This window comes from Psychroserpens sp. NJDZ02 (genome assembly GCF_004843725.1).
GTDB lineage: Bacteria > Bacteroidota > Bacteroidia > Flavobacteriales > Flavobacteriaceae > Olleya.
In genome coordinates, this window is sequence record NZ_CP039451.1 from 2432700 (window position 1) to 2457238 (window position 24539).

Consider the following 24539-nt stretch of genomic DNA (forward strand, 5'->3'; position numbering starts at 1 on the left):
TGATTTATTGTTTATATACGATACTAATTCTAGTTTGATATGACGTTGTGGTTGTTGTTTAAGCCGTTATGGCGTTACGTCAATCTGAACTTGTTTTCAGATTCACATTATTTGCAATGTCTTAAGAATCGGATTCTTTTCTTTAATTAAATTTAGTTTCCATTCCTTTTTCCAGTTTTTAATTTGCTTTTCTCTTGCTATCGCTTGATTAATATCAGTAAACTCCTCATAGTAAACTAAATCTTTCAAATTATATTTTTTAGTGAACTCAGAACCAATTCCGTTTTGATGTTCAGAGATTCTTTTATTTAAGTTCGAAGTTACACCAGTATAGAATGTTGTTCTATATTTATTTGATATTATGTAGGTATAGCTTGTTTTCATATTATGTGATACTGAAACTCGTTCAGCATGACGTTGCGATGGTGTTTTATTCTTTTTAGTACTACTAAAACTAGTTTAGCATGATGTTGCGATTGTTGTTTTCTTTTCTTGTGTGATACTGAAACTAGTTCAGCATGACGTTGCGATTGTTATTTACTCTTTTCAGTGCTACTAAAACTAGTTTAGCATGACGTTGTGTTTGTTGTTTTCTTTTCTTGTGTGATGCTGAAACAAGTTCAGCATGACGTTGTGGTTGTTGTTTAAGCCGGTATGCCGTTACGTCAATCTGAACTTGTTTCAGATTCACATTATTTGTAATGTCGCAAGAATCGGATTCTTTTTTAGTGTGATACTGAAGCGAGTTCAGTATGACGTTGCGATTGTTGTTTTCTTTTTTAGTGTTATACTGAAACAAGTTCAGCATGACGTGGTGGTTGCGATTTAAGTCGTTATTGCGTTACGTCAATCTGAACTTGTTTCAGATTCACATTATTTTAGTGTTTCAATTTCATATTATTTTGTTATTCATAAAACTGTTCCGCGCTAAGGATTGATAGGTCTGTTTGAGCGCCTCGCAGACTGCGAGCCTTGAAAGCCTGACCCTTGTGGTAACGCCCAAATATTACAGTTTAAAATAATCTATATAGTTTTGTAAATCCTTATCACCACGTCCTGATAAATTAATTACAACGACGTCTTCTGGATTAAACGTTTTATCCTCAAATACAGCAAAAGCATGCGAGCTTTCTATTGCTGGAATAATACCTTCTAATTGGCTTAATTGCAAACCTGATGTCATGGCTTGGTCGTCTGTGATTGAGATGAATTCCGCGCGACCTGTTTTGTATAAATGCGCATGCATTGGACCAACGCCAGGATAATCTAATCCTGCAGAAATCGAATACGGTTCTGTTATTTGTCCATCTGGTGTTTGCATAAGTAAGGTCTTACTTCCGTGAATAATCCCTTCTTTACCTAATACTGATGTTGCAGCACTTTCGCCAGAGTGAATCCCTTTTCCTGCGGCTTCTACCGCTATAAGTTTAACGTCAGTATCATCTAAATAATGATAAAAAGCACCTGCTGCGTTGCTACCTCCTCCAACACATGCAATAACGTAATCAGGTTTATCTCGACCTTCCTTTTCTTTTAATTGCCATTTAATTTCTTCTGAAACTACCGCTTGGAAACGGGCAACCATATCCGGATAAGGGTGTGGTCCAACAACACTTCCTATTATATAATGCGTGTTTACAGGATTATTAATCCAGTCTCTAATAGCTTCATTTGTAGCATCTTTTAACGTACGACTTCCAGATAATGCGGGACGGACTTCTGCGCCTAACATTTTCATTCGAGCCACGTTTGGTGCTTGACGTGCAATATCAATTTCGCCCATATAGACGATACATTCCATGCCCATTAATGCACAAACGGTTGCAGTTGCAACACCGTGTTGACCTGCACCAGTTTCAGCAATAATACGTGTTTTGCCTAAACGTTGCGCCATTAAAATCTGACCTATGGTATTGTTGATTTTATGTGCTCCCGTGTGATTTAAATCTTCACGTTTAAGATAGATTTTAGTATTATATTTTTCACTCAGTCGTTTTGCAAAATAGAGTGGGGAAGGGCGGCCAACGTAATCCTTTAATAAGTCGTCAAACTCTTCTTTAAAAGAAGGTTCTGCCATTATTTTAAGATAGTTTTGACGTAATTCTTCTACGTTTGGATATAGCATTTCTGGGATGTATGCACCGCCAAATTCGCCATAATAACCTTTGTCATTAATATTAAAGCTCATAATTGTTAGCTATCAGTTTTTGTTTGAAATCGTTTAATTTGGTGGTGTCTTTTAATCCGGCAGCAGTTTCAAATTTGCTGTTTAAATCAAATCCAAGACACAAGTAAGATTCTGGTCTTTTTAAAAATAAAAGTATAGCGTCCATTTGGTCTAATCCAATACCGCCACTTAAAAAATAAGGTTTTGCAGAAGGGTAGCTTTTTAAAACGTTCCAATTAAAAGTGTACCCATTACCGCCTGGTTCTTTACCTTTGGTATCAAATAGGTAATTATCGCAGACCGTTTCATAAGGTTCTAAAACTTTAAAATCGAATTGGTTTTTTATAGAAAATACTTTAATGACATACAAATCAAGTTCTTTTAAACGTTGACACAACTCTGGAGATTCGTCTCCATGTAATTGTACACCTTGTAAGTCGTGTTTGTCAACTTTTCCTTTTATATAATCGAAAGTAGAATTAACAAATACTCCTATTTTTTTAATGTGTTCTGGTAATTCTGGAATCACACCATCAAAATAACGAGATGATTTTTCATAAAAAATAAAACCCATATAATTTGGATCAAGAGCGGCAACATCTAAGATGTTGTTCTCATTTTTCATTCCACATACTTTTAATTTCATAACTTTTATTTTTTTAAATTCTCTATAAATAGTTTTGCATGCGCTCCTGCATTGTCGGTTTTCATAAAATTTTCACCTATTAAAAACCCTTTGTAGCCAAATGGTTGTAGTGTTTTAATAGCGTCGATAGTACTGATGCCGCTTTCTGATACTTTTACAAAATCATCAGGAATTAGACTGCTTAGTTGTTTGCTTGTGTCTAGACTAACTTCAAATGTTTTTAAATTTCTATTATTAACACCTAACATATCCAATGTTGGCATTAATGATTTATGCAGTTCGGCTTCATTATGTACTTCTAAAAGTACATCAAGATTTAGACTTTTAGCCAGTTCTGAAAATTGTTTAATTTCTGCTGTCGTTAAAATAGCTGCAATTAGTAAAACAACATCAGCTCCATACGCTTTAGCCTCGATAATTTGATAAGGGTCTATGATAAACTCTTTTCTTAATAACGGTAGATTACAACTTGCTCTAGCCGTTAATAAATCGTCTAAACTTCCACCAAAATATTTTCCATCCGTTAAGACAGACATACCGCAAACGCCAGCGTCTTCGTATCCCTTAGCAACATCAAAGACATTTAAGTCGTGATTTATGACTTGTTTTGATGGAGAACGACGCTTGTGTTCTGCAATAATACCTGTGTTACTTTCTCTTATTTTTTTTGCCAGAGATACGGTTTGGCGTTCAAACAAAATAGAGCGTTCCAGTTGCTTGACAGGAATTAGTTGTTTGCGAAGGTTAACTTCGACACGTTTATCTGCTGTGATTTTATCTAAAATATTCATTTCTGTTTCTATAGTTAGCAATCCAAGTGTCTACAGGATACTGCTATTGTTTACTTTTATTTACTTAAGGCTATCAGTTTTTCTAGACTAGCTTTAGCACGTCCACTTTCTAGACTTTCTTTAGCTAATTCAAAGCCTTCTAAATGTGGAATCTGCTTAGCGGTTGCGATTGCTAAACCAGCATTTGCGCAAACCACATTATTTTGTGCTTCTGTCCCTTTGCCTTTAATGATGTTTTTGAAAATTTGAGCAGCATCCTTTACCGTATCTCCTCCAAAGATATCCGATTGTTCTATTTGTACTACACCCAAATCAGAAGGGCTTAACATCGTTTCTGAACGGTTAGAAATGATTTTTGTGTTTCCTGTTAAAGAGATTTCGTCGTAACCATCTAAAGCATGTACGATACTATAGTTTTTATCCGTGTTTTGATAAAGGTATCCGTAAATACGTTGTAATTCTAAATTAAAAACACCTACCATTTGATTTCTCGGAAAAGCTGGATTTACCATTGGTCCAAGCATATTAAAAAAGGTTTTAACACCTAGTTCTTTACGTATTGGGGCCACGTTTTTCATGGCAGGGTGAAACAATGGTGCATGTAACACACAGATCCCTGCTTTTTCTATGGAGTATTTTAAAAAATCAGGTTTATTAGAAAAGTGAATCCCTAAAGCTTCCATGACATTAGACGATCCTGAAGCAGAGGAGACGCCGTAATTCCCATGTTTTGCAACATTTACACCAGCACCAGCAGTTACAAAAGAGGCCAGAGTGGAGATGTTAAACGTGTCTTTACCATCACCTCCAGTACCGCATAAATCGATAGGATCAAAATCGGATAGATTTACAGGAATACATAATTCTAATAACGCATCACGAAATCCTTGAAGCTCTTCTAATGTTATGCTTCTCATCATATAAACGGTTAGGAAAGAAGCGATTTGACTTTGATTATATATGCCTTTAGAAATATTAACTAATACCCGTTTTGCCTCCTCGCTAGAGATGCTTTCTTGGTTTATTAATCTGTTTAGTATTTGTTTCATTTTTTATATTTAACGCCTTTTTTACAAAAGGGAACTTGTGATATTAAAAATTTTTATTGACGTAAATTTTACTTACAAAAACGGAATACATTAACTATTTACCCAGTTTTTTAATATTTGTTTTCCGTTAGGTGTTAAGACACTTTCTGGGTGGTATTGCACACCTCTAACATCATAAATGCGATGTCTTAAGGACATGATTTGTCCATTTTCGTCAAAGGATGTGGCCTCTAGAGCATCTGGTAAATTAGGATTAACCACCCAAGAGTGGTAACGTCCTACTTCTATCGTTTTATCCATGTTTTTAAATAGCACTTCGTCATCCACAACAATATTTACGTTGGTAGCAACACCGTGATACACGTCTTCTAAATTAATTAAAGAACCACCAAAAACTTCTCCAATAGCTTGTTGGCCTAAACAGACCCCTAAAATACTTTTTGTTGGGGCGTACATTTTTATAATAGCTTTTAATAAACCTGCTTCTTCTGGGATTCCTGGTCCTGGAGACAATACTATTTTATCAAAAGCATCCACTTCTTCAAGTGTTAATTTGTCGTTTCGTTTTACAATAACTTCACAATTTAAATCTTCTAAATAGTGAACTAAGTTGTAAGTGAAACTATCGTAGTTATCTATTACTAATACTTTCATTTATATATTTTTTGATTTCCGCTTAAGCGAAAACTTTTTATTTGCAATTCCATTTTTTACTAAATACGAGCTGTCGGATTAAATGTCTTCAGCTAACTGTATTGCAGTTGTTAATGCTCCAAGTTTATTATATACTTCTTGTAGCTCGCTTTCAGGATTTGATTTTGACACTAACCCAGCACCTGCTTGCCAATGTAGTTGATGATTTTTACTCATAAATGTTCTAATCATTATGGCGTGATTATAATTGCCGTCAAAGTCCATAAAACCAATAGCGCCACCATAAAATCCACGACTTGTTTTTTCGTATTTTTCTATTAGTTGCATGGCTTTATGTTTTGGTGCTCCGCTTAATGTTCCAGCAGGGAAGGTGTCTGCGACCACTTGCATAGTCGGTGTATTGTCATGTACCTTTCCGGTAACTTTACTAACTAAATGTATCACGTGAGAGAAAAATTGAGCCTCTCTGTAAGTAACTACTTTTACATCGCTACCATGTCTGCTTAAATCGTTTCTTGCCAAATCGACTAACATGACATGCTCTGCGTTTTCTTTAGCATCTTGTGCTAACTTTTTAGCTAATATTTGATCTTCTTCGTCGTTTCCTGTTCTTTTAAAGGTTCCTGCTATGGGGTGGATTTCGGCTTGACCGTTATTAACGACTAATTGCGCTTCTGGAGAACTTCCGAAAATTTTGAAATCTCCATAATCAAAATAGAAAAGGTAAGGGGATGGATTGATGCTTCTTAAAGCACGATACACATTAAACTCGTCACCTTTAAAGGCTTGCGAGAATTTTTTGGATAATACTAATTGAAACACGTCGCCTCGAGCACAATGTTTTTTAGCTAGTTCTACTTGCGCTTTATATTCGTCGTCCGTTAAATTTGACTCGATTTCAGAGTCCGTTTTAAATGTATAAGACGCAAAATTTTTGGAGCTTATTAATTGTAGAACTTCATCGATGTTATTTTCGGTTTCAAAACAATGGGCAAAAATATAAGCTTCGTTTTTAAAGTGATTTATAGCGATGATGTTTTGATATACTGCATAATAGACATCAGGAATGTCTAACGAATTTGGTTTTTTAGAAATTTTAACATCTTCAAAATGTTTAACCGCATCATAAGCCGTGTATCCAAAGATTCCGTTGTTTATAAATTTGAATTCTTCTTCAGATTTAACCTTAAAACGTTTGGTAAACTTATGAATCATTTCGGTTACATTATTACGCACCTTATTTTTCATCTCACTACCATCAGGAAATGTCTGTGTAATTGAAGTGTCATCAACTTTAATGGACGCAATAGGATTAAAACAGATGTAAGAAAAACTATTATCATTAGCATGGTAATCGCTACTTTCTAATAAAATACTATTAGGATACTTATCTCTAATTTTTAAGTAGATACTTACGGGCGTAATGGTATCAGCTAGGATCTTTTTGTAATGTGTGTATAAACTGAATGTTTTCATTTTGATTGATTCTATTTCAAGACCTCTTGTTTAATAGAGATCATTAATTTGTTTGCAATTCCGAAAAATTTCGAAATAAAAAAAAGGCTTGTCGTGAATGACAAGCCTTTTTGTATAGTTATTTAAATAATACGTATAGGATTAGTTCACGAAGTTTGCGTTTCGAGAGTTCCACCACCAAGTATGATTTAATTTTGTGTTCATGTTTATTGTAAAGTTCAAATATATAAATCAATTTTTAGTTTTTCAAATTTTTAGCTTTTAATTATTTGTTAAAAGTGAAATGAGAGGCAGTTTTATATCTAAATTAACTTATATACTCTACTAGTATCGTGTAAATAAGCAATGTTGCCATGAAAATATTAAAGACTTTTAATGTTCTAAAATTTGACATGTTTTAATTTTATTTAGTATAATAAGAACGTTTTAAAAGGTTTTTGATTTTTGTTTTTCTCCTTACCGTGAACAGTTAAATGCTATTTGAGCAATTGTTGAGATGGAATAACTGTTAATACTGCATGGAATAATATATGCTTTGTTAAAATAAAAAGAGATTAATACAGAGGTGCTTAAGGTAATTGGGGGCTATACAAGTTTAAATGTAGCATAAATAATGTTTGATTTGAGAGATTAGATGTAACATTTCGGATTTTTTTACGTCTATATACTAAAGAAACGTTAATTTTGAACTTTAAATTAATAGTACAAGAAAATGGCAGATTTATTACAATCAGATTGGGTATCTCAATTGGAGAAAGATGATAACGCAGTTATACTTGATGTTAGAACAGACGGAGAGGTAGCAGAAGGAAAAATACCAAATACAATACATATTGATATATATAAAGGACAAGGTTTTATATATGCTGTGGAAGAATTAGATAAAACTAAAAACTTTTATGTATACTGTAGATCAGGAGGAAGAAGTGCACAAGCTTGTGCTATAATGAACCAATTAGGCTTTGAAAACACATACAACCTTGTAGGAGGTTTTAATGAGTGGTCAGGGGACGTTGAATAATATATAATTATGAAAAAAATAGCAATAGTTTTAAATCTTATGCTTTTGTTGGTGTTTAGTTGTAGCGAGCAGATGGAAGGCGAGATAAAGAAAGTATCTCCTGAAGAAATGCAGACATTATTACAGTTAGATAATGTACAATTGGTAGATGTTAGGACGGCTGAAGAGCTTAAGTCTGGTTACATTGCATTGGCACAAAATATAGATTTTATGTCTCCAACATTTGATAAAGATATTCAAACTTTGGATAAAGAAAAGCCTGTAATGTTGTATTGTCAAAAAGGCGGAAGAAGTGCAAAATGTGCAGAGAAAATGATTGATTTAGGTTTTAAAAAAATATACGACCTTCAAGGCGGTTTCTCCAAATGGGAACATGATGGATTACCCTATAGAAAAAAATAAATATTATAAAAAATCCCAATCTGAAAAGGTTGGGATTTTTTTTTGGAATTAATATGTAATAAAGCCGTTTTAGTATAGATAGGTCTATCGTCTATGAGGCCTGATCTAGTATGTTAATTTAGTTTAGCTTGTTTTTTTAGTTTATTAATCCAGATTATAGTTCCGGTAATGGGCAGTGATGTTGCTATTAGGCAACATATAAAATAGATAAGTTTACTTGTAAAGCCCAAAAATGATCCGACATGAATACCTCTTATTATGCTAGCAATTTTGGATCCAAAACTTTCATCTTTAAAGAGTGATTTTGAAACCAACTCATTTGTGTAAGGGTTAAATTGCAATTTATCTGCAGCATCATAAGCTAAAAATAAATTGCTTTTTTTTCTTATCATAATACTTTGGTTGTTTTTTAGTGGTAGCGTAACTCTAGTCACGGCATTTTGATAAGGTAATATGCTATCTGTGTTTTTTAGTAAGGCCATGTAATTAATGGCTGGTTTGTCGTTATGCACCGTGTCAACAGGTATAGTCGTATCAAATCTTGATTTTCCGATTTTATCGCCTAAAACAGTTTCTAAACCATCATAATACCATTGGAAAGACCAGAGTAGTCCTGTTAATCCCATAAGTAGCATTGGGAAAAGGGCGTAAAAACCAAAGGTGTTATGGATGTCGTAGTTTATTCTTTTCCAATTAGCCTTTGTTTTTAAATTGAATCCCTGTTTCCATGATTTCCATTTTTTAAATTGCTTTATTTTTCTAGGCATCCAAAGTATTAGCCCTGAAAGACATAATATTATAAAAATGATAGTGCATACACCAACAATAGGTCGTCCTATTGTTGTGTCAAGTAGTAAAAAACGATGTACCTCTTCTACTTTGTGAAGAAAAGCTTTTGTTTTACCTGTTGCTTTTATTTCTTGGCCTGTAAATGGATTTATTTGAACAGATTTACCTCTAGCAGGTTTTCCTGAATTGGATTCTTTTTTAGTCAGCAGGGTAAATTGTAAATTTTGAGTGTCTTCTTTAAAGAAAATAAAGTCTTTTATAACATGATTATTAGCTTCTAGAGAGGTAATGATTTCTTGATACGGTAATTTTTTGTTTGTTTTTTCTGAAAAATGGTCTTGCTTATCAATCAATAATACTAATTCTGTATCAAAAGCTAGAATGGTTCCAGTTAAACAAACAACAAACAAGACCATACCACTAATTATACCTAGCCAAAGATGGATATCATTAATAAGTTTTCTAAAGGTGTATTTTCTCATATTTAGAAATGATATTTATTTGAACTTATTTTTTAAATGCACATTATCAGGGTTTGTTTTTTTATTGATATTATTTAAAATAATAGCATTCTCGTTTTCACCGCGTTTTAAAGCTAATTCGACTACTCTATCTAAATAAGGACCTTGTGGCTTAATTGTAAACCCAAGTTTTTTTGATATGTCTTGATAGTGCTGCTCCAATAATGAAGGGTTTTTAATAAGCTCTTTTACATTAATTCTATACCCTTTAAAAACGGATCGTAGACCATCAATAAGTGATGGTAATACTACGCTTCCATGGTCTTCATCTTTATAGTACTTAGTATTCAGATTTAAATTTTTTGCTATGGAAGCTTCTAAAATTTCGATCATATTTTTTTTAGCTGTAAAATGAGCTTCGTGTTGCTTACTGGGTGTTTTTTGGTTTCCTATGGAGTTAGCATTAGCAAAAAATAAAGTTCGTCTTTTAAAATCTGTTGTTGGAATACTGTTCTTTAATTTTTTGACAAGGACTTCATTATCCCACCATAAACTAGGATCTATAGCGATGTAAGCATTAAATTGTGGTGTTTCTTTTAAAAAGGAATTTATAGCAAACAGACCTCCAAAAGAATGGCCAATAAGTATTTTGTAATCTAAAGTGTTGTAGTTTTTATTGATTTCAGGAATCAATTCGTCAGTTATAAACGTTTCAAATATATCGGCACCACCATTTTGATAGGATAGACTATCAACAGTTGTTGGTGTTAAATCCCTAGATCTGTTCGTGTTTTTTATGGCAACAACAATACATTCTGGAATTAGAGGGTAATACCCATTAGATAGGTTTTTTACCATACCAGAGGTTACATGGAAGTATTTTTCGCCATCTAATAAATAAATTACAGGATATTCTTGATTTTTAAAGTTAGTATTGTTATAGTTTTCAGGGAGGTAAACCCAGTAGTCTCTTGCTTCATTTAATATGGTCGATTGTAGTGTTTTGACTTGTCCAATCTCAATGTTTTGAGCGAGAGATAACATCGAAAATAGGCAAAAGGTATAAAGAATTAAATTTCTCATAAGTATGTTGTATTAAACTAGAAAAGAGAACGCTAGAAAACGTTCTCTTTATATTATTGTTTGTTTTGACTAAAAGACACTATAAAATAAACCGACTTTAAAGTTAAAGGGTTTTTGAGGGATTCCGTAACCATTGTAGTATTCTTGATCAAAAAGATTGTCTACTTTTAAGCTTACTTTATATTTGTCTTTTTTGTAAAATACAGTAGCATCTACAGTTGTATAAGCATCGGATCCAAAATTATTGGCTGTGCTATTATAGATTTCGCTCATGTGGTTAGCTCCTAAACCGAAACCTAAACCTTTGGTTTTTCCTTTTAAAGCTTGATAGCTCAACCAGAAGTTCCATACGGTTTCGGGGGTATAACTTAAACTATGACCTATAACCGATTCATTTCCAAAGTTTACTTTTTCTAGAGTGGCATTATTTTTAGTGTATCCAGCTACAATATTTAATCCTGGTAAAGGATTAGCAATAAGGTCAATTTCAAAACCTTTACTAAGGGTTTCGCCTGTTTGAGAACTAATACCATTTTCATCAATAATTATATCATTGTCAATGTTAATGTTGTAGTAACTTATGGTACTTAATAATTTACCATCAAAAAAGTTTAATTTTGTACCGATTTCAAATTGTTTAGCACGTTCAGGGTCCCAAGTTACAATATCTCCATTACCATTATCAGATGGTGCATTATTGCTTAATCCATCCATGTAATTAGCAAATACTGAGGCTTTATCATCAAACGGGTTATAGGCTAAGCCAAGCTTTGTACTTATTCCATTTTGGTTGTAACCATTAGAACCCTCTGTACCATTTGCGATGGTGTTATGAGCCATAAAACGATCAAAACGTAAACCTCCAGTAAAGGTTAATTGTTTATTTATAGTTATCGCATCAAAAGCATAAAAACCTAAAGTTTGAAACTTAGTAATGGTTTTGTTTTTTGTTTGATCTGCTAAATTGGCTTCAAATTGATCGTTTGTAAGTCCAGTGATTACTGGGTTTGTTGTGTCAACTGGGTCTATAGCATTCCAAACACCAGTACGTTGCGTGTCATCTAAATTATTAAAATAACTAATTCCAGATACAAATTTATTGTCTATGTTATCTCCTTCAATAACATTTAAAAAATCTTGTTGGATATGTGTACTTTGTGTTTCTCTAGGATCTAACTGCAGGTAATATCTACCAACGGTTGTTTCATCTAGCATAACGGCTCTAAGGTAATTAGCATCAGTAAAAGTACTCGCTTTTGTAAATGTTGTTTTTGAAGTCCAAGTATCAGTTAAGTCATAATCTATTTTTATTTGACTGACTAGGGAAGAGAAATACCCAGCCATTTCGTTAGTCCCATAATTAGTATCATAATCCCAACTCAAATCATTCCATGAGTTTACGTTGTCAGAAATAAGAGTTCCTGCAACACCTCTTGCAAAACTTAAATTTCGTTTCCCTTGGTTATATTCCAAGTTTGCCATTACTGTGACCTTATTAGATAGTTCAAAGGTTAAAGAAGGCGCCAACATAAATTCTTTGATAATACCTTGATCTTGAAAACTACCCTCGCTATTGTAAGCCCCGTTTAATCTAAAAAAAGCAGTTTTGTCTTTATTTAAAACCGTGTTATAGTCAACAGTCGCTCTGTTTTGATCCCATCTTCCTGTGATATACCCTAGGTCTAATTTTTTGCCATTATACGCTTGTTTAGTGACTTTGTTTACAATACCTCCAAAGTTTGCAATGTTGTTAACATTAGATCCATAAAATAAGGCTGCTGGTCCTTTGATAAGCTCTATACGTTCTATGTTTTGTGGGTCAATAGGTGCTTTAACCCAAGCGATTCCTCCATTTCTAATATGTACATCTGACCTAAACCCTCTTAAATAAACACTTACATTACCATCGTTAGTTTGTACATATCCACCTCCTGTGATACTTTTAAAAGCGGATGGTAAGTCAGTTGTAATTTGTTCTTTTAATAAAGCATTGGTTACTACTGAGTAGGATTGTGGATTATTGATGTTTTTTAGTGGGACTCTGGATACATATTCAGATGCTTTATGTGCAAATTGATTTAGACGCTCGGCAACTATAATAACCTCATCCAGTTGTTCTTGGTTTTCATCTAATTGAATATCTTCTATTGTGATTTCGGAAGCATTTACTTCTATTTCGATGGATTGTTTTTGCATTCCTATTAACGAGAAGTCTAAAGTGTAATTTCCGTGAGGAATATTTTTAATAGTGTAATGTCCATCAATATCTGTAATGGCCCCTTTATTTATAGCGTGAACGATTACGTTTATAAAAGCTGCGGGATTATCATCTGATGTCACGACTTTTCCGCTAATAGTACTTGTGGTTTGTTGGGCGTATGTTGTGGTTATAAAAACCAACGCTATGATTGTTTTGAGGAGTTTTGATACTTCCATAATGTTAATTTGTTTTTTGCTTTGAAATGTAAATAGTTAGTTTATCTTACTAAGAATATTAATTTATGATATTGTGCATTTCTGCATTTTTAATGGTTTATTAGTTAATATGATAGCCGTTTTAATTTAGACTGTTTTAATTTAGACTAATTATAAATAATATTCATATTTTTGTGCAAATGTAGATTATTAAACGTCTCATGATATAACGTAAAAGGATTTTTAACCAACGCAAAAGGAAGCCATGAAAACTATTTTAAAAAGTTCTATATTCGAAAATAACGTGTTGATTAAGACTTTTGAAAAAGATTTTAAGACTTCCAATTTTAGTGAGAAAACAGTGGCTATTGATTACACTTCGGTAAAAGGGACACTAACGGAAATATCCGTTAGTGGTCTACGAGTATTAATAAGAGATGTTGAAACTGAAGATTATAATGTGGAGGTACATCATAATTTTCCGTTTTTTAAATTACAATTTGAGATTGAAGGTTTTAGTCATTATAACCCCTTAGATCAGGATTGTCCAGAGGTTTATATACCTAATAATCATTACAATTTATTCTACTTGCCAAAAGTACATGGTACTTTAAGTTATAAGAAAGGACATAGAAAAACTTTAGAAATCTTATTTACCGAAAATTATTTGAAAGCTATTATTGGCAAAAACTTTAAACAAATATTGCATCGGTTTGGTGCTGCTATTTTAAGTGAAACCGCCTTTTTTATGTGGCAGAAAAGTCAACCTATAACCACTGATTTACAAAATCATATTGATGAAATTAGATTTTGTAAGTATCCTAAAGATTTAAAAAAGCCCTATTTAGAAGCTAAAATAAAAGAGTTGCTGATTTTATTATTAGCACAAACCAATGAAGATAGTAATAATAAGGCACCATATAATATATCAGAAACCGATTATAATGCCATATTGAAAGTAGAACATTATATTAAAACTCATTTAAAAGCGTCCTTAACCATTGCTGAATTAGCTGTTATTGCTGGTATGAATACGACTAAATTGAAGCAAAGTTTTAAGCTCATATTTTCTACTACCATTTTTAAATATATATCCTGTTTAAGAATGGAAGAAGCTAAACAGCTTATTTTAGAAGAGAAATTTACTATAGCTGAAGCAGCCTATCATGTAGGATATAAGCACCCTCAACATTTTACAGTGGCGTTTAAGAAAATTTATGGTTATGTGCCTAGTCACTTAATTTGTGATAGAAAGGTATTTTAAAACGTAATATAGTTTTAATCAGATTTTCGACGTTTATATCGTGATAACCCCATATTGACAATAATTGTTTTGGTAGTCCTTGAATATTGACGTTAGCGTTTAACTGAAAGTTAAATCACTAACTATATTTTAAAGGGACATATTGCTATTAGCAAATGTAGAAAGTTAAGGTTGTAAAAAAAGTAAAAGTAATAATGACGTTTTTAAACAAAATGGACACCTATATAGCACTCATAAAAAATAAAACCCTTAAAACTAGATAGTTAAAAGGGTTTTAGTGGAGTCGGAGAGAATCGAACTCTCGTCCAAACAAGTAACCAAAAGGCTTTCTACACGTTTATTCTTTTCTTGGGTTTTCGATTATAAGCTGGTTAAAGACAACCCACTTACAACTTATCTTTTTTAGTTTCAACAAAGCATCAAAGCGCTACTAAGTCTATATTGACATTTTCGATGCCTCAAATGGAACGCCGTCAATCAAGGCTTTCCGGAGACATAAAGCTCGTACACCTAGTGTACCGAGGCTTAATCCTACTATAATTCGGATTAGGCAGCTAAAGCGTAGTTATTCTCGCCGATTAAAAAGTTGGTCTAGTCTTTAACGTGTTTCAATACCATTACACGACGTGCTTACAATCTAATTAATCTTGCTGTCAAAACCAGTCGACCCCAGATATAATAAATTATACTATTTTGGCGTTACCAATTTTTGCTTTTAATGGCAAAAATGGTCGGGCTTTCCACTTTATCTTTTGCAAAAAAAGCAAAAGGATGTCGTTGCAATCCCTAACGCAACTCACTCAAACTACAAAGCAAAGCATAAGCAGTTTAAAATAGCAAGGATGCAAAATTACTAAAAAGTTTGCTAAACCTTGCAATAACCACTAAATTAGTGCAAAAATTATTCCAAACGCATAATATGAAATTCGCAATTATAAAAGAACGTAAAAATCCACCAGATAGACGTGTGGTTTTTTCTCCAAAAGACTTGAAGCAATTAAAAACTAATTTCCCGGAAGCGGAGTTGGTTGTTGAGTCTTCAGATATCCGAGTATTTAATGATGCCAATTACCAAGGGTTAGGGGTTCAAGTGTCTGACAATGTTTCTGATGCGGATGTTATGTTTGGTGTTAAAGAAGTGCCTATTGATGCTCTGATACCTAATAAAAAATACTTTTTCTTTAGTCATACTATAAAAAAACAACCTTATAATAGAACCCTTTTAAAGGCTATTTTGGATAAAAATATAGAAATGTATGACCATGAAACTATTGTAAAACAAAGTGGAGCAAGGTTAATTGGTTTTGGGCGTTATGCTGGATTAGTTGGTGCTTACAATGGTTTCAGGGCTTTAGGTTTGCGTGACAATTTATTTGCGTTGCCTAAAGTAGAACATTTAAAAGATTTAGAGGCTGTAAAAAGTGAGTTGGATAAAATCACGGTGCCTAATATTAAGATCTTATTATCAGGAACAGGAAAAGTCGCAAAAGGGGCTAAAGAAATTTTGGACCACTTGAAAATAAAAGAAGTCAGTGATGCGTTATATTTAACGTCAGAGTTTACGGAGCCTGTGTACTGTATGGTTGACGTTATGGAGTATTCTAAACGTAAAGATGGTAAAGTCGGCGATAAATGGGCCTTTTATAAAGATGCAACAGATTACGAAAGTAACTTCATGCCGTATGCTAAACAAACAGATTTTTTTATAGCTGGTCACTTTTTTGGAGATGGAGCACCTTACCTATTTACAAGGGAAGATGCTAAAGATCCTGAATTTAGAATAACCATGGTAGCGGATATATCGTGTGATATTGATGGACCAGTGGCTACAACTATTAGACCATCAACTATTGCAGATCCTTTTTATGGATATAATCCTAAAACAGAACAAGAGGTGGCATTTGATGATAAAGAGGCTATTACTGTTATGGCTGTTGATAATTTACCATGCGAGTTGCCAAAGGATGCTAGTGAAGGTTTTGGAGATATGTTTTTAAAACATGTCATTCCTGCGTTTTTTAATGGTGATGCGGATGGTGTTTTAAAACGCGCTAAGATTACCGAAAACGGTAAGTTGACTAAACGCTTTAGCTATTTACAGGACTATGTAGACGGAAAAGAATAATATCCTAGTTAGGATTTATACGGTTCTACTGGTTTTATTTATGTAACTATTACACTATTAAAAAAATGAAAAAACTAAAGTTTATACTCCCATTATTAGCGATGTTATTTTCTTTTTCTTGTGAGAAAGACAATAATATCCCATTAAATCAACAACAAGTGGATGGTTTAACAAGCAATCCGTTTCTAGATAATTTTGGAAGCAGCATAACAGCCCGTTTTATTGGTACGGTAGTTAACGAAGACCATACTCCAATTTCTGGAGTAACTATAACTATTGGATCCTCTATGGCGATTACAGATGCTAATGGTGTGTTTTCTGTAGAAGAAGCCATTGTTTATGAAAAATTCGCTTATGTAAAAGCAACTAAAAATGGTTTTATAGAAGGGTCTAGAACGTTGGTGCCAACAGATGGTGTAAATCAAGTGGCTATTATGCTATTAGATATAGACCCTATTGCAACGGTTGCTTCAGGACAAGCATTGACTTTTGATTTGCCTGGAGGGGTATCGGTTGATTTGCCAGCAGATTTTGAAACTGAATATGGTTATGCCTATCAAGGTGATGTGTCCGTAGTTATAAAACATTTAAACCCGGATAACGAAAGCATGAGTTTACAAATGCCTGGCGCATTGATTGCAGAAAATGCAAGTGGCGATTTACGTGTTTTGGAAACTTATGGTATGATTGCGGTAGAGTTGGTTGGCGAAAATGGCGAAGATTTAACTATGGCAGATGAGACCTTTGCTACCATTAGTATTCCAGTACCGACAAATGCGACTAGCTTACCAGCAACAATACCCTTATGGTACTTTGATGAGGTTTATGGGTATTGGAAAGAAGAAGGTTTTGCAAATTTAGAAGGAAATAAATATGTTGGCGAGGTTTCTCATTTTAGTTTTTGGAATTGTGATGCGCCTTTTGCTTCATTAGAGTTTTGTGTGACTTTACAAGATGAGAATGGTAATCCTTTGTCTAATAATTATGTGCAATTACAAAGAACAGTGACTAGTTGGAATTCGTATTCTGGAGGGTATACAGATCAAAATGGTTTAGTTTGTGGTTTAATTCCTGCGGACGAAGCTTTAACGCTAACAGTTCAAGATTATGGTTGCGTTACAAATGACTATATCGAAACTATTGGATCATATTCTGAAGATACAAATATGACTATTATAATACCAGAGACCACTGCATTGACAACTAATTTACTTGGTGTATTTAACGATTGTAATGGTGATGCAGCAACAAATGGATATGTACAATTGTTTTATAACAATGTGTCCTCTATAATTCCAATAACAGACGGACAGTTGGATTTGATAATCGATTACTGCACTACGGATACTAGTTTTTCTGCTCAGTTTTTTGATGTAACAAATGGTCAAAGTACGGATGCAGTAACGGGTAATTTTACTACTGTAACAACAGATTTAGGAACACAGTTGTCTTGTACAGATTTATCAGATAGTGATGCTGATGGGGTTTTAGATTTAAATGAAGATCTTAACGGAAATAACGACCTTGAAGATGATGATACAGATCAAGATGGAATACCTGATTATTTAGATACTGATGATGATGGAGATGGTATAGAGACCATAGATGAAGATTATGATAATGATGGAAACCCAATGAATGAGGATAGTGATGGCGATCAGATACCAGATTATTTAGATGCTCAGGATGTTATTGTTTTTAATTCGGAAATTTATGCGACTAATTGCGATGCTAGTAATGCACAATATGATTTGACAGAAACATATGGTGTGATATATCCAAATACAGATTTTAGCTATTTTGAAACACAAGCTGATGCAGAAGCGTCTATTAATGCAATAATCAACACTAGTATTTATACTAATTCTAGCCTATTAGAAGTGCTGTTTGTGGTAACAACAAATACTATTACTAATCAATCGGCAATAGGGCAGTTGGATTTATTGGGATTAGAGTTTATTGATAGTGATCAAGATGGTATTGCAGATTGCGATGAGATTTCTGGTTTAGATAATGGTTTTGGAACGTGTAGTCCTAATGGCAATATTACAGATCCTAATAATGCGGATAGTGATGGTGATGGGGTTGATGATTGTGCCGAATCAAATTCAGGTACTGATCCAAATGATCCTTTAGATTTTTAAATATTTAGATAATAATAATAATAATAATAAGCGTCCTAATTTAGGACGCTTTTTTTGTTTCATGAAGTAGTTTAAATACATAATAAAATACACCTAAAAATAAGCCAAAGCATAGTGTAAACAACCAAGCAGAAGTATGTGATTTGGGTTGCATTACTATGTTGAAAATAGTTTCAATTATAGAATAGGGTTTATTGATGATTTCCCAAGAATTGAATCTTAAAAACCGACCTAAGTATACTCCAAAACCGACTAATATAAATAGTAGTGGTAAACTTAATGAGACCATACGCTTTTCGACGTAAGTCTTAAAAATAGACTCCATAGTTAATACGGATTTGAAAAACAGAAATAATCCTGTGATAGCAAAAACAACAATGATTAACGTATCTAACCAAATAAGATCAGTACTACTATAACGTAGATGAAATAAATCCGTAATTATGTACGGGGCGTTTGGTAAAAAGAGTAACCATATTCCGCTAAGGATTATAAGTGATATGGTATTGATTTGCTTTAAAGTCGCTAAATAACTGCTGATTAAATAAGGTACTCCTGCCAGAAAAAGATTCCATACTAAAAATAAAAAGTAGTGGGATTGTGTTAGTTTTATTCTGAATAGGAGCAATAGTACACTAAAGGCAGATAATAGTGTTAGTACTGAAAGGGTTTTTGTTTCAGTGGCGATGAACTGTTTAATGGTTTTCATTTGAAAGATAGGTTATATCTATAAAATAGATGGTTATGATGCCTAAAGCGTAAGCGATTAAATCTTCAATACTAAAATGACTACCAAGGATTATAGAGGCTAATTTATTTGTTCTTAAGTTTAAAAGATCAAGTAGGTTAATTAATTGAGCAAATTCGATAGTAAAGGATATAATTAGAGCGGTTAACGCAATCTGTATGGCTTTCATTTTAATAACACTTTTTATTGCGCAATACACCAAAATAGAAGCTAGAAAATCGCCTACAGTAAAACGGATAAAGCCATCTTTTAAAAAGTAGGCAATAGCAATTTCTATTAGTAGTAAGGCAAACGTTAGGAGTGTAAATAAAGGATTAAATTTTAGTGTCATTTATATTTCAATTTTAGGACCTAAAAATTTAGGTTGTTTGTTAATTACGATGTCTATTATAGCTTTAGTTCGAGCTAAATATTCTCTAACTTTTGTACGAAATCCGTAACGCCCTTTGATAGCTTTAGCATTAAAGGCTATAACGTTTAAGTCATTGTTTTCTGCAAGGTAAATAGCGCGTTCGTTATGGAATTGTTGTGATATAATTGTAAAACTGTTTAGTCCAAATATCTTTTTGGCTCTGACTACCGAATCTAATGTTCTGAAGCCTGCATAGTCCAATATGATTTTATCCTCAGGAACACCCAACAGCATCAGATCTTGCTTAAATGTAGAAGGCTCGTCATAATCTGCGGTGCTGTTATCGCCACTAATTAAAAGGTATTCGATTTTTTTATTTTGATAGAGTAGGAAAGCTGCCTCCAAACGGTATTTGTAATACAAATTGACACGGTTACTATGACCAACATATTTACCTGCACCTAATACTAATCCAACTCTGTTTTTTGGAATAGTATCAATAGTACTATACAGTTTTCCTTCGGCATTATAGTTAATATGAAAATTAGCTAGTAAAATAGCAAGCACTAAAAGGATGGCTAATTTGAAACCACGTATGATATATTTTTTCATGTTTAATAGTTTAAATTAATAAAAATGGACCCTCGTAAATTACTAATTGAGGTATTAAGTAATCCTTTGTAATCTAAGTTGTAAAAAGTATTAGCACTTTTTCCAATACGATAGGATTTTAGATAGTATTTCCAGTATTCTGGCAATATTATAGACCCAATGGCAATGACACCAAAAAGGTAAATACTGCGTTTTCCATTTCCAAAACAGAGGTATTGTAAAGCAATTTCGTCTTCTTCATTACTATTATAACCAGTCATCACATGATAGGCGTCGTGACGTTCTACTTTAGGAATTAATTCGAATCCATTGCTGTCTAAAAACAGTCCTAAATGATGACCAAAAGTTTTAGGACTGTATTCTAGCAATTGCTCTTTTTTAATACCCCAAGGTTGGTTAGTTTTAAAATAGGTTGTGTAAATATGTTGTGTGACTTTAAAAAGCCAAGCGATTAATTGTTTACGTTGTTTTTTCATAGATTTATTGTTTTGCAAACCATACCCAAGATTGACAGGTTGTTATAAAGGCTGAGGTGAAAAAGATTAGTCTTAAGGAGTCAATATGTGTTGACATTAGAATGAATACAGCAAAGCAAAAAAAGAGCATGGCGTAATACGGAAAGTATAATTTGAATATAGACTTACGACTTATTTTGTTAATGTCTCCATAAACATAAAAAGGATAAATCGTGATAGCAATAGTTAGTAAGCAAGTTAAAAATATAGGTAAAAATGAAATAAAAACAAAAAACAAGACGTCGCTTATATTTACGTGTTTTATATATAATAACCAAAATATACCTGTAGCTAATAATGTGCTTTTTAAGGTGTTTTGTAATAAACGCATTACTGATTAGTTTTAGAGGTGTTAGTAAAGTTTTCTAGGCTATATTCTTGCCAATTCATAAGAGATAGACTTTGGTTGTGTGATGTCCATTTTTGATTAATTTGACTATTGATTGGTTCTGATAATGTGTATTGTTGCGCATAAGTCTTTAATAATTGAGAGTTGTTTCCTTTGAGATGTATCAGATAGGTTATGTCTAAAACCTTAGCGTTGTTAATATTGAATTTTGTAATCGAATAGTCCCAATTTATAGTAGCAGATAACATGCAAATAACAAAAGCAATTTGAGAATTTACCCTGACTAAATACCAAATGTTTTTAATTTTATAGACTTTTATAAATGTGGTAATCAAGCCGAAAAATGTCATTAGTAGGTAAGCGAATACTCCAAGACGTTTATAAGTAAAACCAAAAGCTGAAACGTATTGATAGTTTTTAATAGAAATTAAAACAATGAGTATACTATTTAACCCAATCCATAAATAGGTTAAATTTTTAATAGTTTTATTTTTTTTGTAGAAATTTAAATCGCTTCTAAAAAAGAATAAAATAGTTAGTATTGCTATTATAATGGACGCTATTAAAGCATTAATTCCATTGTGTACTTGGATTGATAAATGGTTGGCACTATCCACTGTATTGGTCAACAAAGACATGACATCTGTAATACTATAAAAGACGATCAGAAGATTAAGAAACGCAAGTAGAGTAGTCCCTAATTGATTGTCTTTTTTGTTTTTTTCTTCGGACGTATTTTTTCTTTCAATTAATATATTAACGGTATTTAAATCTAAAGTGGTTGCAGGTTCTATTGTCACAGGTTGACTAATGTTATTGAATAGAAAATAACCCAATACAGTCATAAGGATCCATTGCAGATTGATAAAGTCGAAATTAATTTGTGCAATTACATCTTCAAATATTGGATTCCCATTTTTGTAAAGTAGAATAAAAACGATAATGAATACTAGCGGGATACCAATCAGTTTTACCCAATGTAAAATATCAATATCTTTTTTTAAAGCGGTTTGTACAGGAGTGACATCACTGTCAAATTTGCGATGAAAATATCCTGCAATTACAGTATAAAAGCCATTAATCCATTGTACGTAAATCGAATTTTTGTTAGAGGATACAGATCCTATCAAAGTAAAAAATGAAAAGATATTAGTAAATATAGCTAAAGCAGTCCCTTGTATAAATACCAGAATTGCGGTTACTAAATATATAGACGCATAGATTATAGTGGTTTGATTTTGAAACTGCGGTTTGTTGTGCCACCATAATATTGCTATAGTAATTATCGAAAACAGGCTCAGGTTTAAACCAATGGTTTGTTGGTAAAATAGGGCGCTAAAACATAGAGAGGCAATAATAAGGATGAGGTGTTTCATAATTGTCTATTAAAAGTACTTTGTTTTTCAAAGTAGATTGATAAAAAAATAGTGTTATTGTTTTTTGATTAATTTTTCTAGTGCGTTGATATGCTTTTTAAATTCGGCTTGACCTAACTTGGTAACACTGTAACGTGTATTTGGCTTACGATCTATAAATTGTTTTTCTACTATAATGTATTCCGCTTTTTCAAGTGCTTTAGTATGACTTGCTAGATTCCCATCTGTGGCACCAAGCAATTCTTTTAGTGTTTTAAAATCGGCATATTCATTAACCATCAAAACGGACATGATACCAAGTCTTATCCTGTGGTCAAATACTTTATTGATGTTAGTTATTATGTTCATGCTTTGTTTCCGCTTTAGCGAATGTGTTATTTATTTTTTAACATCATATTTAAAATGCATATAAGTCCCATAAATAATATGCATCACTCCAAATCCTATAACCCATAGCCAGAAACCGTAACCAGGATATAAGGTTGCGATTAGACCTAAGATAATTTCTGTAAAACCTAAATACTTAATATTACCGATACTATACTTTGAAGCGTTAACTAATGCTAAACCATAAAAAATAAGCATTAAACCTCCGGTTTGACCATAGCGTCCTTGACTAAGGACTATTAAGATATATAAACCACCAGCAACTAATGGGATTAAAAAATTGAAAATTAACCTTTGGGAAGAGCTATCCCATATGCTTTCTCCGTTTTGTTTCGCTTTTTTTGTGGTTAAAAAAACACCAGTCACAACACTTAAAAAAGCAACCATAAATAAGATAAAAAATACATATCTAAAAACCCAACCATCTAAAGTTAACCTTCCGTAGCTATAAGTTGTAACTAAGTAGTAGGTCAGAGCAGCGCCAATTAGTGCATAAACACCTGCTAGTATACCTGACAAACCACTCAACGAAATAAATCTTGAGGATTTATTCATTAAGTTTTTAATAGTGCTTATGTCTTTTAAATAATCTTGGTTGCTCATAATAAAAGTACTTTGAAATACAAAGTAACCGTAAATCGTTTAAATATGCAAGTTAAAAGTTTCTTAATATTCATTTTAACATTTGGGTTAAGTACTAAATATTTTTCATAGATTTATAAACTAACTATTTTAAAAAAAAACATTATGGCATTGACAGGATTACTTTTAGACATAGCAAACATCTCAGGAGGGTTATTATTAGGACTAGCAACTTTAGATAAATGGGACGGAGAAGCAAACTTTTTTAATAAAATAGCAGGTGTTTTAGCGCCTTTTCAAACCGTAATTGGTGGAGCACTAATTGTTTTACCATTATTGGGTATACTACGCGGAGGATTTAGTATCTGGGGTATTGTAAGTATTATTGGAGGTTTATTATTATTAACACACGTATTTGGGAAAGTACCCGCTTTAGAAGAAACGTTAAGAAAAATATCGGACAAGTTATTTCCTTTTAAAGCTATTATTGGTATCGCTTTGTTAGCTATAGGTGTGTTAAGCTTATTACATATATTGTAATAACGATTGAAACCTGCAGAGGATTATATATTAAAGCAACCAGAACCTTACCGTTCTATATTGTTGCATTTACAGCTGGTTATTGAGCAAACATTACCAGAAGTAGAATTAAAATACAAATGGCGTTTACCTTGTTATTACATACGTAAACGCCCTATTTGTTATATGAATAAATCTAAAGATTATGTTGATATTGGGTTTTGGCACTCGGCATACATTACTAAGCATTTAGAGCATTTGGTAAGTGAAAACCGTAAGGTTGTAAAATCACTGCGCTATAAATCTTTAAAAGCGATAGATGATGTTGTCCTGGTCGATATACTTAAAGAGGTCTATGCTAGTAAGGATCTTAGTTTTTATAAAAGATAGTTATAATATAGATGCGTCATGTGTAAACGCACCATAAATGACAGCAATCAATAGCGCTGTTAATGCAATAATAAAAATAACTCCGATTATTTTTAAGATAGGTTGTAAGGCTACATCTCTATATAAACCCTCATATTTCTCTTCAAGTATTTTTTTGTGTTCTTCTGTATTTGGGTAACGAAGTTTTAAAATTATGTATCCTACTAGATGATATAACATAGA

25 protein-coding genes and 1 other RNA gene are annotated in these 24539 nt (G+C 32.8%); 7 read left to right on the forward strand and 19 right to left on the reverse strand.

Features of this window, described 5'->3' with window-relative positions:
• Positions 1-102 precede the first annotated feature (102 nt).
• The 7 genes from E9099_RS10555 to E9099_RS10585 all read right to left on the reverse strand — a co-directional run bounded on the left by E9099_RS10555 (position 103) and on the right by E9099_RS10585 (position 6783).
• Positions 103-384: a GIY-YIG nuclease family protein gene (locus tag E9099_RS10555; protein ID WP_136583587.1), complete on the reverse strand. Its 282-nt coding sequence runs from the start codon at positions 382-384 to the stop codon at positions 103-105.
• Between the two features lie 622 nt (positions 385-1006).
• On the reverse strand, positions 1007-2188 hold the full coding sequence (gene trpB, locus E9099_RS10560) for a tryptophan synthase subunit beta (RefSeq protein WP_136583588.1): 1182 nt from the start codon (positions 2186-2188) through the stop codon (positions 1007-1009).
• Positions 2178-2813: a phosphoribosylanthranilate isomerase gene (locus E9099_RS10565; protein WP_136583589.1), complete on the reverse strand. Its 636-nt coding sequence runs from the start codon at positions 2811-2813 to the stop codon at positions 2178-2180. Before E9099_RS10565 ends, trpB begins: the two co-directional genes overlap by 11 nt.
• Positions 2814-2818: 5 nt before the next feature.
• Positions 2819-3604, reverse strand: coding sequence for an indole-3-glycerol phosphate synthase TrpC (gene trpC / locus E9099_RS10570; protein WP_136583590.1), 786 nt, complete (start codon positions 3602-3604; stop codon positions 2819-2821).
• 56 nt (positions 3605-3660) lie between these two features.
• On the reverse strand, positions 3661-4653 hold the full coding sequence (gene trpD, locus E9099_RS10575) for an anthranilate phosphoribosyltransferase (protein WP_136583591.1): 993 nt from the start codon (positions 4651-4653) through the stop codon (positions 3661-3663).
• Between the two features lie 90 nt (positions 4654-4743).
• Positions 4744-5307, reverse strand: coding sequence for an anthranilate synthase component II (locus tag E9099_RS10580; RefSeq protein ID WP_136583592.1), 564 nt, complete (start codon positions 5305-5307; stop codon positions 4744-4746).
• A gap of 78 nt (positions 5308-5385) precedes the next feature.
• Complete coding sequence (locus E9099_RS10585; RefSeq protein WP_136583593.1) at positions 5386-6783, reverse strand: anthranilate synthase component I family protein; 1398 nt, start codon at positions 6781-6783, stop codon at positions 5386-5388.
• Between the two features lie 712 nt (positions 6784-7495).
• Here E9099_RS10585 and E9099_RS10590 point away from each other — a divergent pair.
• Both E9099_RS10590 and E9099_RS10595 read left to right on the forward strand, forming a co-directional pair.
• Positions 7496-7804: a rhodanese-like domain-containing protein gene (locus tag E9099_RS10590; protein WP_136583594.1), complete on the forward strand. Its 309-nt coding sequence runs from the start codon at positions 7496-7498 to the stop codon at positions 7802-7804.
• Between the two features lie 9 nt (positions 7805-7813).
• A complete protein-coding gene (locus tag E9099_RS10595; RefSeq protein ID WP_136583595.1) occupies positions 7814-8206 on the forward strand; it encodes a rhodanese-like domain-containing protein in 393 nt (130 codons plus the stop codon).
• Between the two features lie 113 nt (positions 8207-8319).
• On the opposite strand, the gene E9099_RS10600 is transcribed toward E9099_RS10595, so the two are convergent.
• From E9099_RS10600 to E9099_RS10610, 3 genes are all read right to left on the reverse strand, one after another.
• Entirely contained in the window at positions 8320-9477 is a 1158-nt protein-coding gene (locus E9099_RS10600; protein WP_136583596.1) for a PepSY-associated TM helix domain-containing protein, read from the reverse strand.
• Positions 9478-9492: 15 nt separating this feature from the next.
• Positions 9493-10539 (reverse strand): alpha/beta hydrolase, encoded by a 1047-nt coding sequence (locus tag E9099_RS10605; protein WP_136583597.1) that lies wholly within the window; start codon positions 10537-10539, stop codon positions 9493-9495.
• Positions 10540-10608: 69 nt separating this feature from the next.
• A complete protein-coding gene (locus E9099_RS10610; RefSeq protein ID WP_136583598.1) occupies positions 10609-12975 on the reverse strand; it encodes a TonB-dependent receptor in 2367 nt (788 codons plus the stop codon).
• A gap of 244 nt (positions 12976-13219) precedes the next feature.
• Here E9099_RS10610 and E9099_RS10615 point away from each other — a divergent pair, with 244 nt between their 5' ends.
• Positions 13220-14218 carry a helix-turn-helix domain-containing protein gene (locus E9099_RS10615; RefSeq protein WP_136583599.1) on the forward strand — a complete coding sequence of 333 codons (999 nt, stop codon included), beginning with the start codon at positions 13220-13222 and terminating at the stop codon, positions 14216-14218.
• Between the two features lie 275 nt (positions 14219-14493).
• Here E9099_RS10615 and ssrA read toward each other — a convergent pair.
• Positions 14494-14889: a transfer-messenger RNA gene (ssrA, locus tag E9099_RS10620) on the reverse strand.
• A gap of 248 nt (positions 14890-15137) precedes the next feature.
• On the opposite strand from ssrA, the gene E9099_RS10625 reads away from it, so the two are divergent.
• Together E9099_RS10625 and E9099_RS10630 are read left to right on the forward strand one after the other, a co-directional pair.
• Positions 15138-16343, forward strand: coding sequence for an NAD(P)-dependent oxidoreductase (locus E9099_RS10625; RefSeq protein WP_136583600.1), 1206 nt, complete (start codon positions 15138-15140; stop codon positions 16341-16343).
• 65 nt (positions 16344-16408) lie between these two features.
• A complete protein-coding gene (locus E9099_RS10630; protein ID WP_136583601.1) occupies positions 16409-18487 on the forward strand; it encodes a carboxypeptidase-like regulatory domain-containing protein in 2079 nt (692 codons plus the stop codon).
• A gap of 40 nt (positions 18488-18527) precedes the next feature.
• On the opposite strand, the gene E9099_RS10635 is transcribed toward E9099_RS10630, so the two are convergent.
• The 7 genes from E9099_RS10635 to E9099_RS10665 form a co-directional block, all read right to left on the reverse strand.
• A complete protein-coding gene (locus tag E9099_RS10635; protein WP_136583602.1) occupies positions 18528-19196 on the reverse strand; it encodes a DUF1361 domain-containing protein in 669 nt (222 codons plus the stop codon).
• The gene (locus E9099_RS10640; protein WP_136583603.1) at positions 19183-19566 is read right to left on the reverse strand and encodes a DUF2809 domain-containing protein; all 384 of its coding nucleotides are present in this window, start codon (positions 19564-19566) and stop codon (positions 19183-19185) included. Before E9099_RS10640 ends, E9099_RS10635 begins: the two co-directional genes overlap by 14 nt.
• On the reverse strand, positions 19567-20199 hold the full coding sequence (locus E9099_RS10645) for a vancomycin high temperature exclusion protein (protein ID WP_136583604.1): 633 nt from the start codon (positions 20197-20199) through the stop codon (positions 19567-19569).
• Between the two features lie 2 nt (positions 20200-20201).
• Positions 20202-20675, reverse strand: a complete 474-nt coding sequence (locus tag E9099_RS10650; protein WP_136583605.1) for a Coq4 family protein — start codon at positions 20673-20675, stop codon at positions 20202-20204.
• 369 nt (positions 20676-21044) lie between these two features.
• Entirely contained in the window at positions 21045-22439 is a 1395-nt protein-coding gene (locus E9099_RS10655) for a DUF4153 domain-containing protein (RefSeq protein ID WP_136583606.1), read from the reverse strand.
• A gap of 54 nt (positions 22440-22493) precedes the next feature.
• Positions 22494-22787, reverse strand: a complete 294-nt coding sequence (locus E9099_RS10660; protein WP_136583607.1) for a winged helix-turn-helix domain-containing protein — start codon at positions 22785-22787, stop codon at positions 22494-22496.
• A 30-nt stretch (positions 22788-22817) separates the two neighbouring features.
• On the reverse strand, positions 22818-23429 hold the full coding sequence (locus E9099_RS10665; RefSeq protein WP_136583608.1) for a hypothetical protein: 612 nt from the start codon (positions 23427-23429) through the stop codon (positions 22818-22820).
• A gap of 144 nt (positions 23430-23573) precedes the next feature.
• On the opposite strand from E9099_RS10665, the gene E9099_RS10670 reads away from it, so the two are divergent.
• On the forward strand, positions 23574-23948 hold the full coding sequence (locus E9099_RS10670; RefSeq protein ID WP_136583609.1) for a hypothetical protein: 375 nt from the start codon (positions 23574-23576) through the stop codon (positions 23946-23948).
• Between the two features lie 6 nt (positions 23949-23954).
• Positions 23955-24317 carry a DUF1801 domain-containing protein gene (locus tag E9099_RS10675; protein WP_136583610.1) on the forward strand — a complete coding sequence of 121 codons (363 nt, stop codon included), beginning with the start codon at positions 23955-23957 and terminating at the stop codon, positions 24315-24317.
• Here the strand turns inward: E9099_RS10675 and E9099_RS10680 are convergent, their stop codons facing one another.
• A complete protein-coding gene (locus E9099_RS10680) occupies positions 24318-24536 on the reverse strand; it encodes a hypothetical protein (protein WP_136583611.1) in 219 nt (72 codons plus the stop codon). It abuts the gene before it with no gap.
• Positions 24537-24539 lie beyond the last annotated feature (3 nt).

Coding starts and splice junctions, on each gene's coding strand:
- E9099_RS10655 (WP_136583606.1), bottom strand. CDS start 22,439: ATGAAACACCTCATCCTTATTATTGCCTCTCTATGTTTTAGCGCCCTA.
- E9099_RS10625 (WP_136583600.1), top strand. CDS start 15,138: ATGAAATTCGCAATTATAAAAGAACGTAAAAATCCACCAGATAGACGT.
- E9099_RS10605 (WP_136583597.1), bottom strand. CDS start 10,539: ATGAGAAATTTAATTCTTTATACCTTTTGCCTATTTTCGATGTTATCT.
- E9099_RS10590 (WP_136583594.1), top strand. CDS start 7,496: ATGGCAGATTTATTACAATCAGATTGGGTATCTCAATTGGAGAAAGAT.
- E9099_RS10665 (WP_136583608.1), bottom strand. CDS start 23,429: ATGAGCAACCAAGATTATTTAAAAGACATAAGCACTATTAAAAACTTA.
- E9099_RS10585 (WP_136583593.1), bottom strand. CDS start 6,783: ATGAAAACATTCAGTTTATACACACATTACAAAAAGATCCTAGCTGAT.
- E9099_RS10645 (WP_136583604.1), bottom strand. CDS start 20,199: ATGAAAAAATATATCATACGTGGTTTCAAATTAGCCATCCTTTTAGTG.
- E9099_RS10635 (WP_136583602.1), bottom strand. CDS start 19,196: ATGAAAACCATTAAACAGTTCATCGCCACTGAAACAAAAACCCTTTCA.
- E9099_RS10580 (WP_136583592.1), bottom strand. CDS start 5,307: ATGAAAGTATTAGTAATAGATAACTACGATAGTTTCACTTACAACTTA.
- E9099_RS10595 (WP_136583595.1), top strand. CDS start 7,814: ATGAAAAAAATAGCAATAGTTTTAAATCTTATGCTTTTGTTGGTGTTT.
- E9099_RS10680 (WP_136583611.1), bottom strand. CDS start 24,536: ATGTTATATCATCTAGTAGGATACATAATTTTAAAACTTCGTTACCCA.
- E9099_RS10670 (WP_136583609.1), top strand. CDS start 23,574: ATGGCATTGACAGGATTACTTTTAGACATAGCAAACATCTCAGGAGGG.
- trpD (WP_136583591.1), bottom strand. CDS start 4,653: ATGAAACAAATACTAAACAGATTAATAAACCAAGAAAGCATCTCTAGC.
- E9099_RS10650 (WP_136583605.1), bottom strand. CDS start 20,675: ATGAAAAAACAACGTAAACAATTAATCGCTTGGCTTTTTAAAGTCACA.
- E9099_RS10600 (WP_136583596.1), bottom strand. CDS start 9,477: ATGAGAAAATACACCTTTAGAAAACTTATTAATGATATCCATCTTTGG.
- E9099_RS10660 (WP_136583607.1), bottom strand. CDS start 22,787: ATGAACATAATAACTAACATCAATAAAGTATTTGACCACAGGATAAGA.
- trpB (WP_136583588.1), bottom strand. CDS start 2,188: ATGAGCTTTAATATTAATGACAAAGGTTATTATGGCGAATTTGGCGGT.
- E9099_RS10565 (WP_136583589.1), bottom strand. CDS start 2,813: ATGAAATTAAAAGTATGTGGAATGAAAAATGAGAACAACATCTTAGAT.
- E9099_RS10640 (WP_136583603.1), bottom strand. CDS start 19,566: ATGACACTAAAATTTAATCCTTTATTTACACTCCTAACGTTTGCCTTA.
- E9099_RS10555 (WP_136583587.1), bottom strand. CDS start 384: ATGAAAACAAGCTATACCTACATAATATCAAATAAATATAGAACAACA.
- E9099_RS10630 (WP_136583601.1), top strand. CDS start 16,409: ATGAAAAAACTAAAGTTTATACTCCCATTATTAGCGATGTTATTTTCT.
- E9099_RS10615 (WP_136583599.1), top strand. CDS start 13,220: ATGAAAACTATTTTAAAAAGTTCTATATTCGAAAATAACGTGTTGATT.
- E9099_RS10610 (WP_136583598.1), bottom strand. CDS start 12,975: ATGGAAGTATCAAAACTCCTCAAAACAATCATAGCGTTGGTTTTTATA.
- trpC (WP_136583590.1), bottom strand. CDS start 3,604: ATGAATATTTTAGATAAAATCACAGCAGATAAACGTGTCGAAGTTAAC.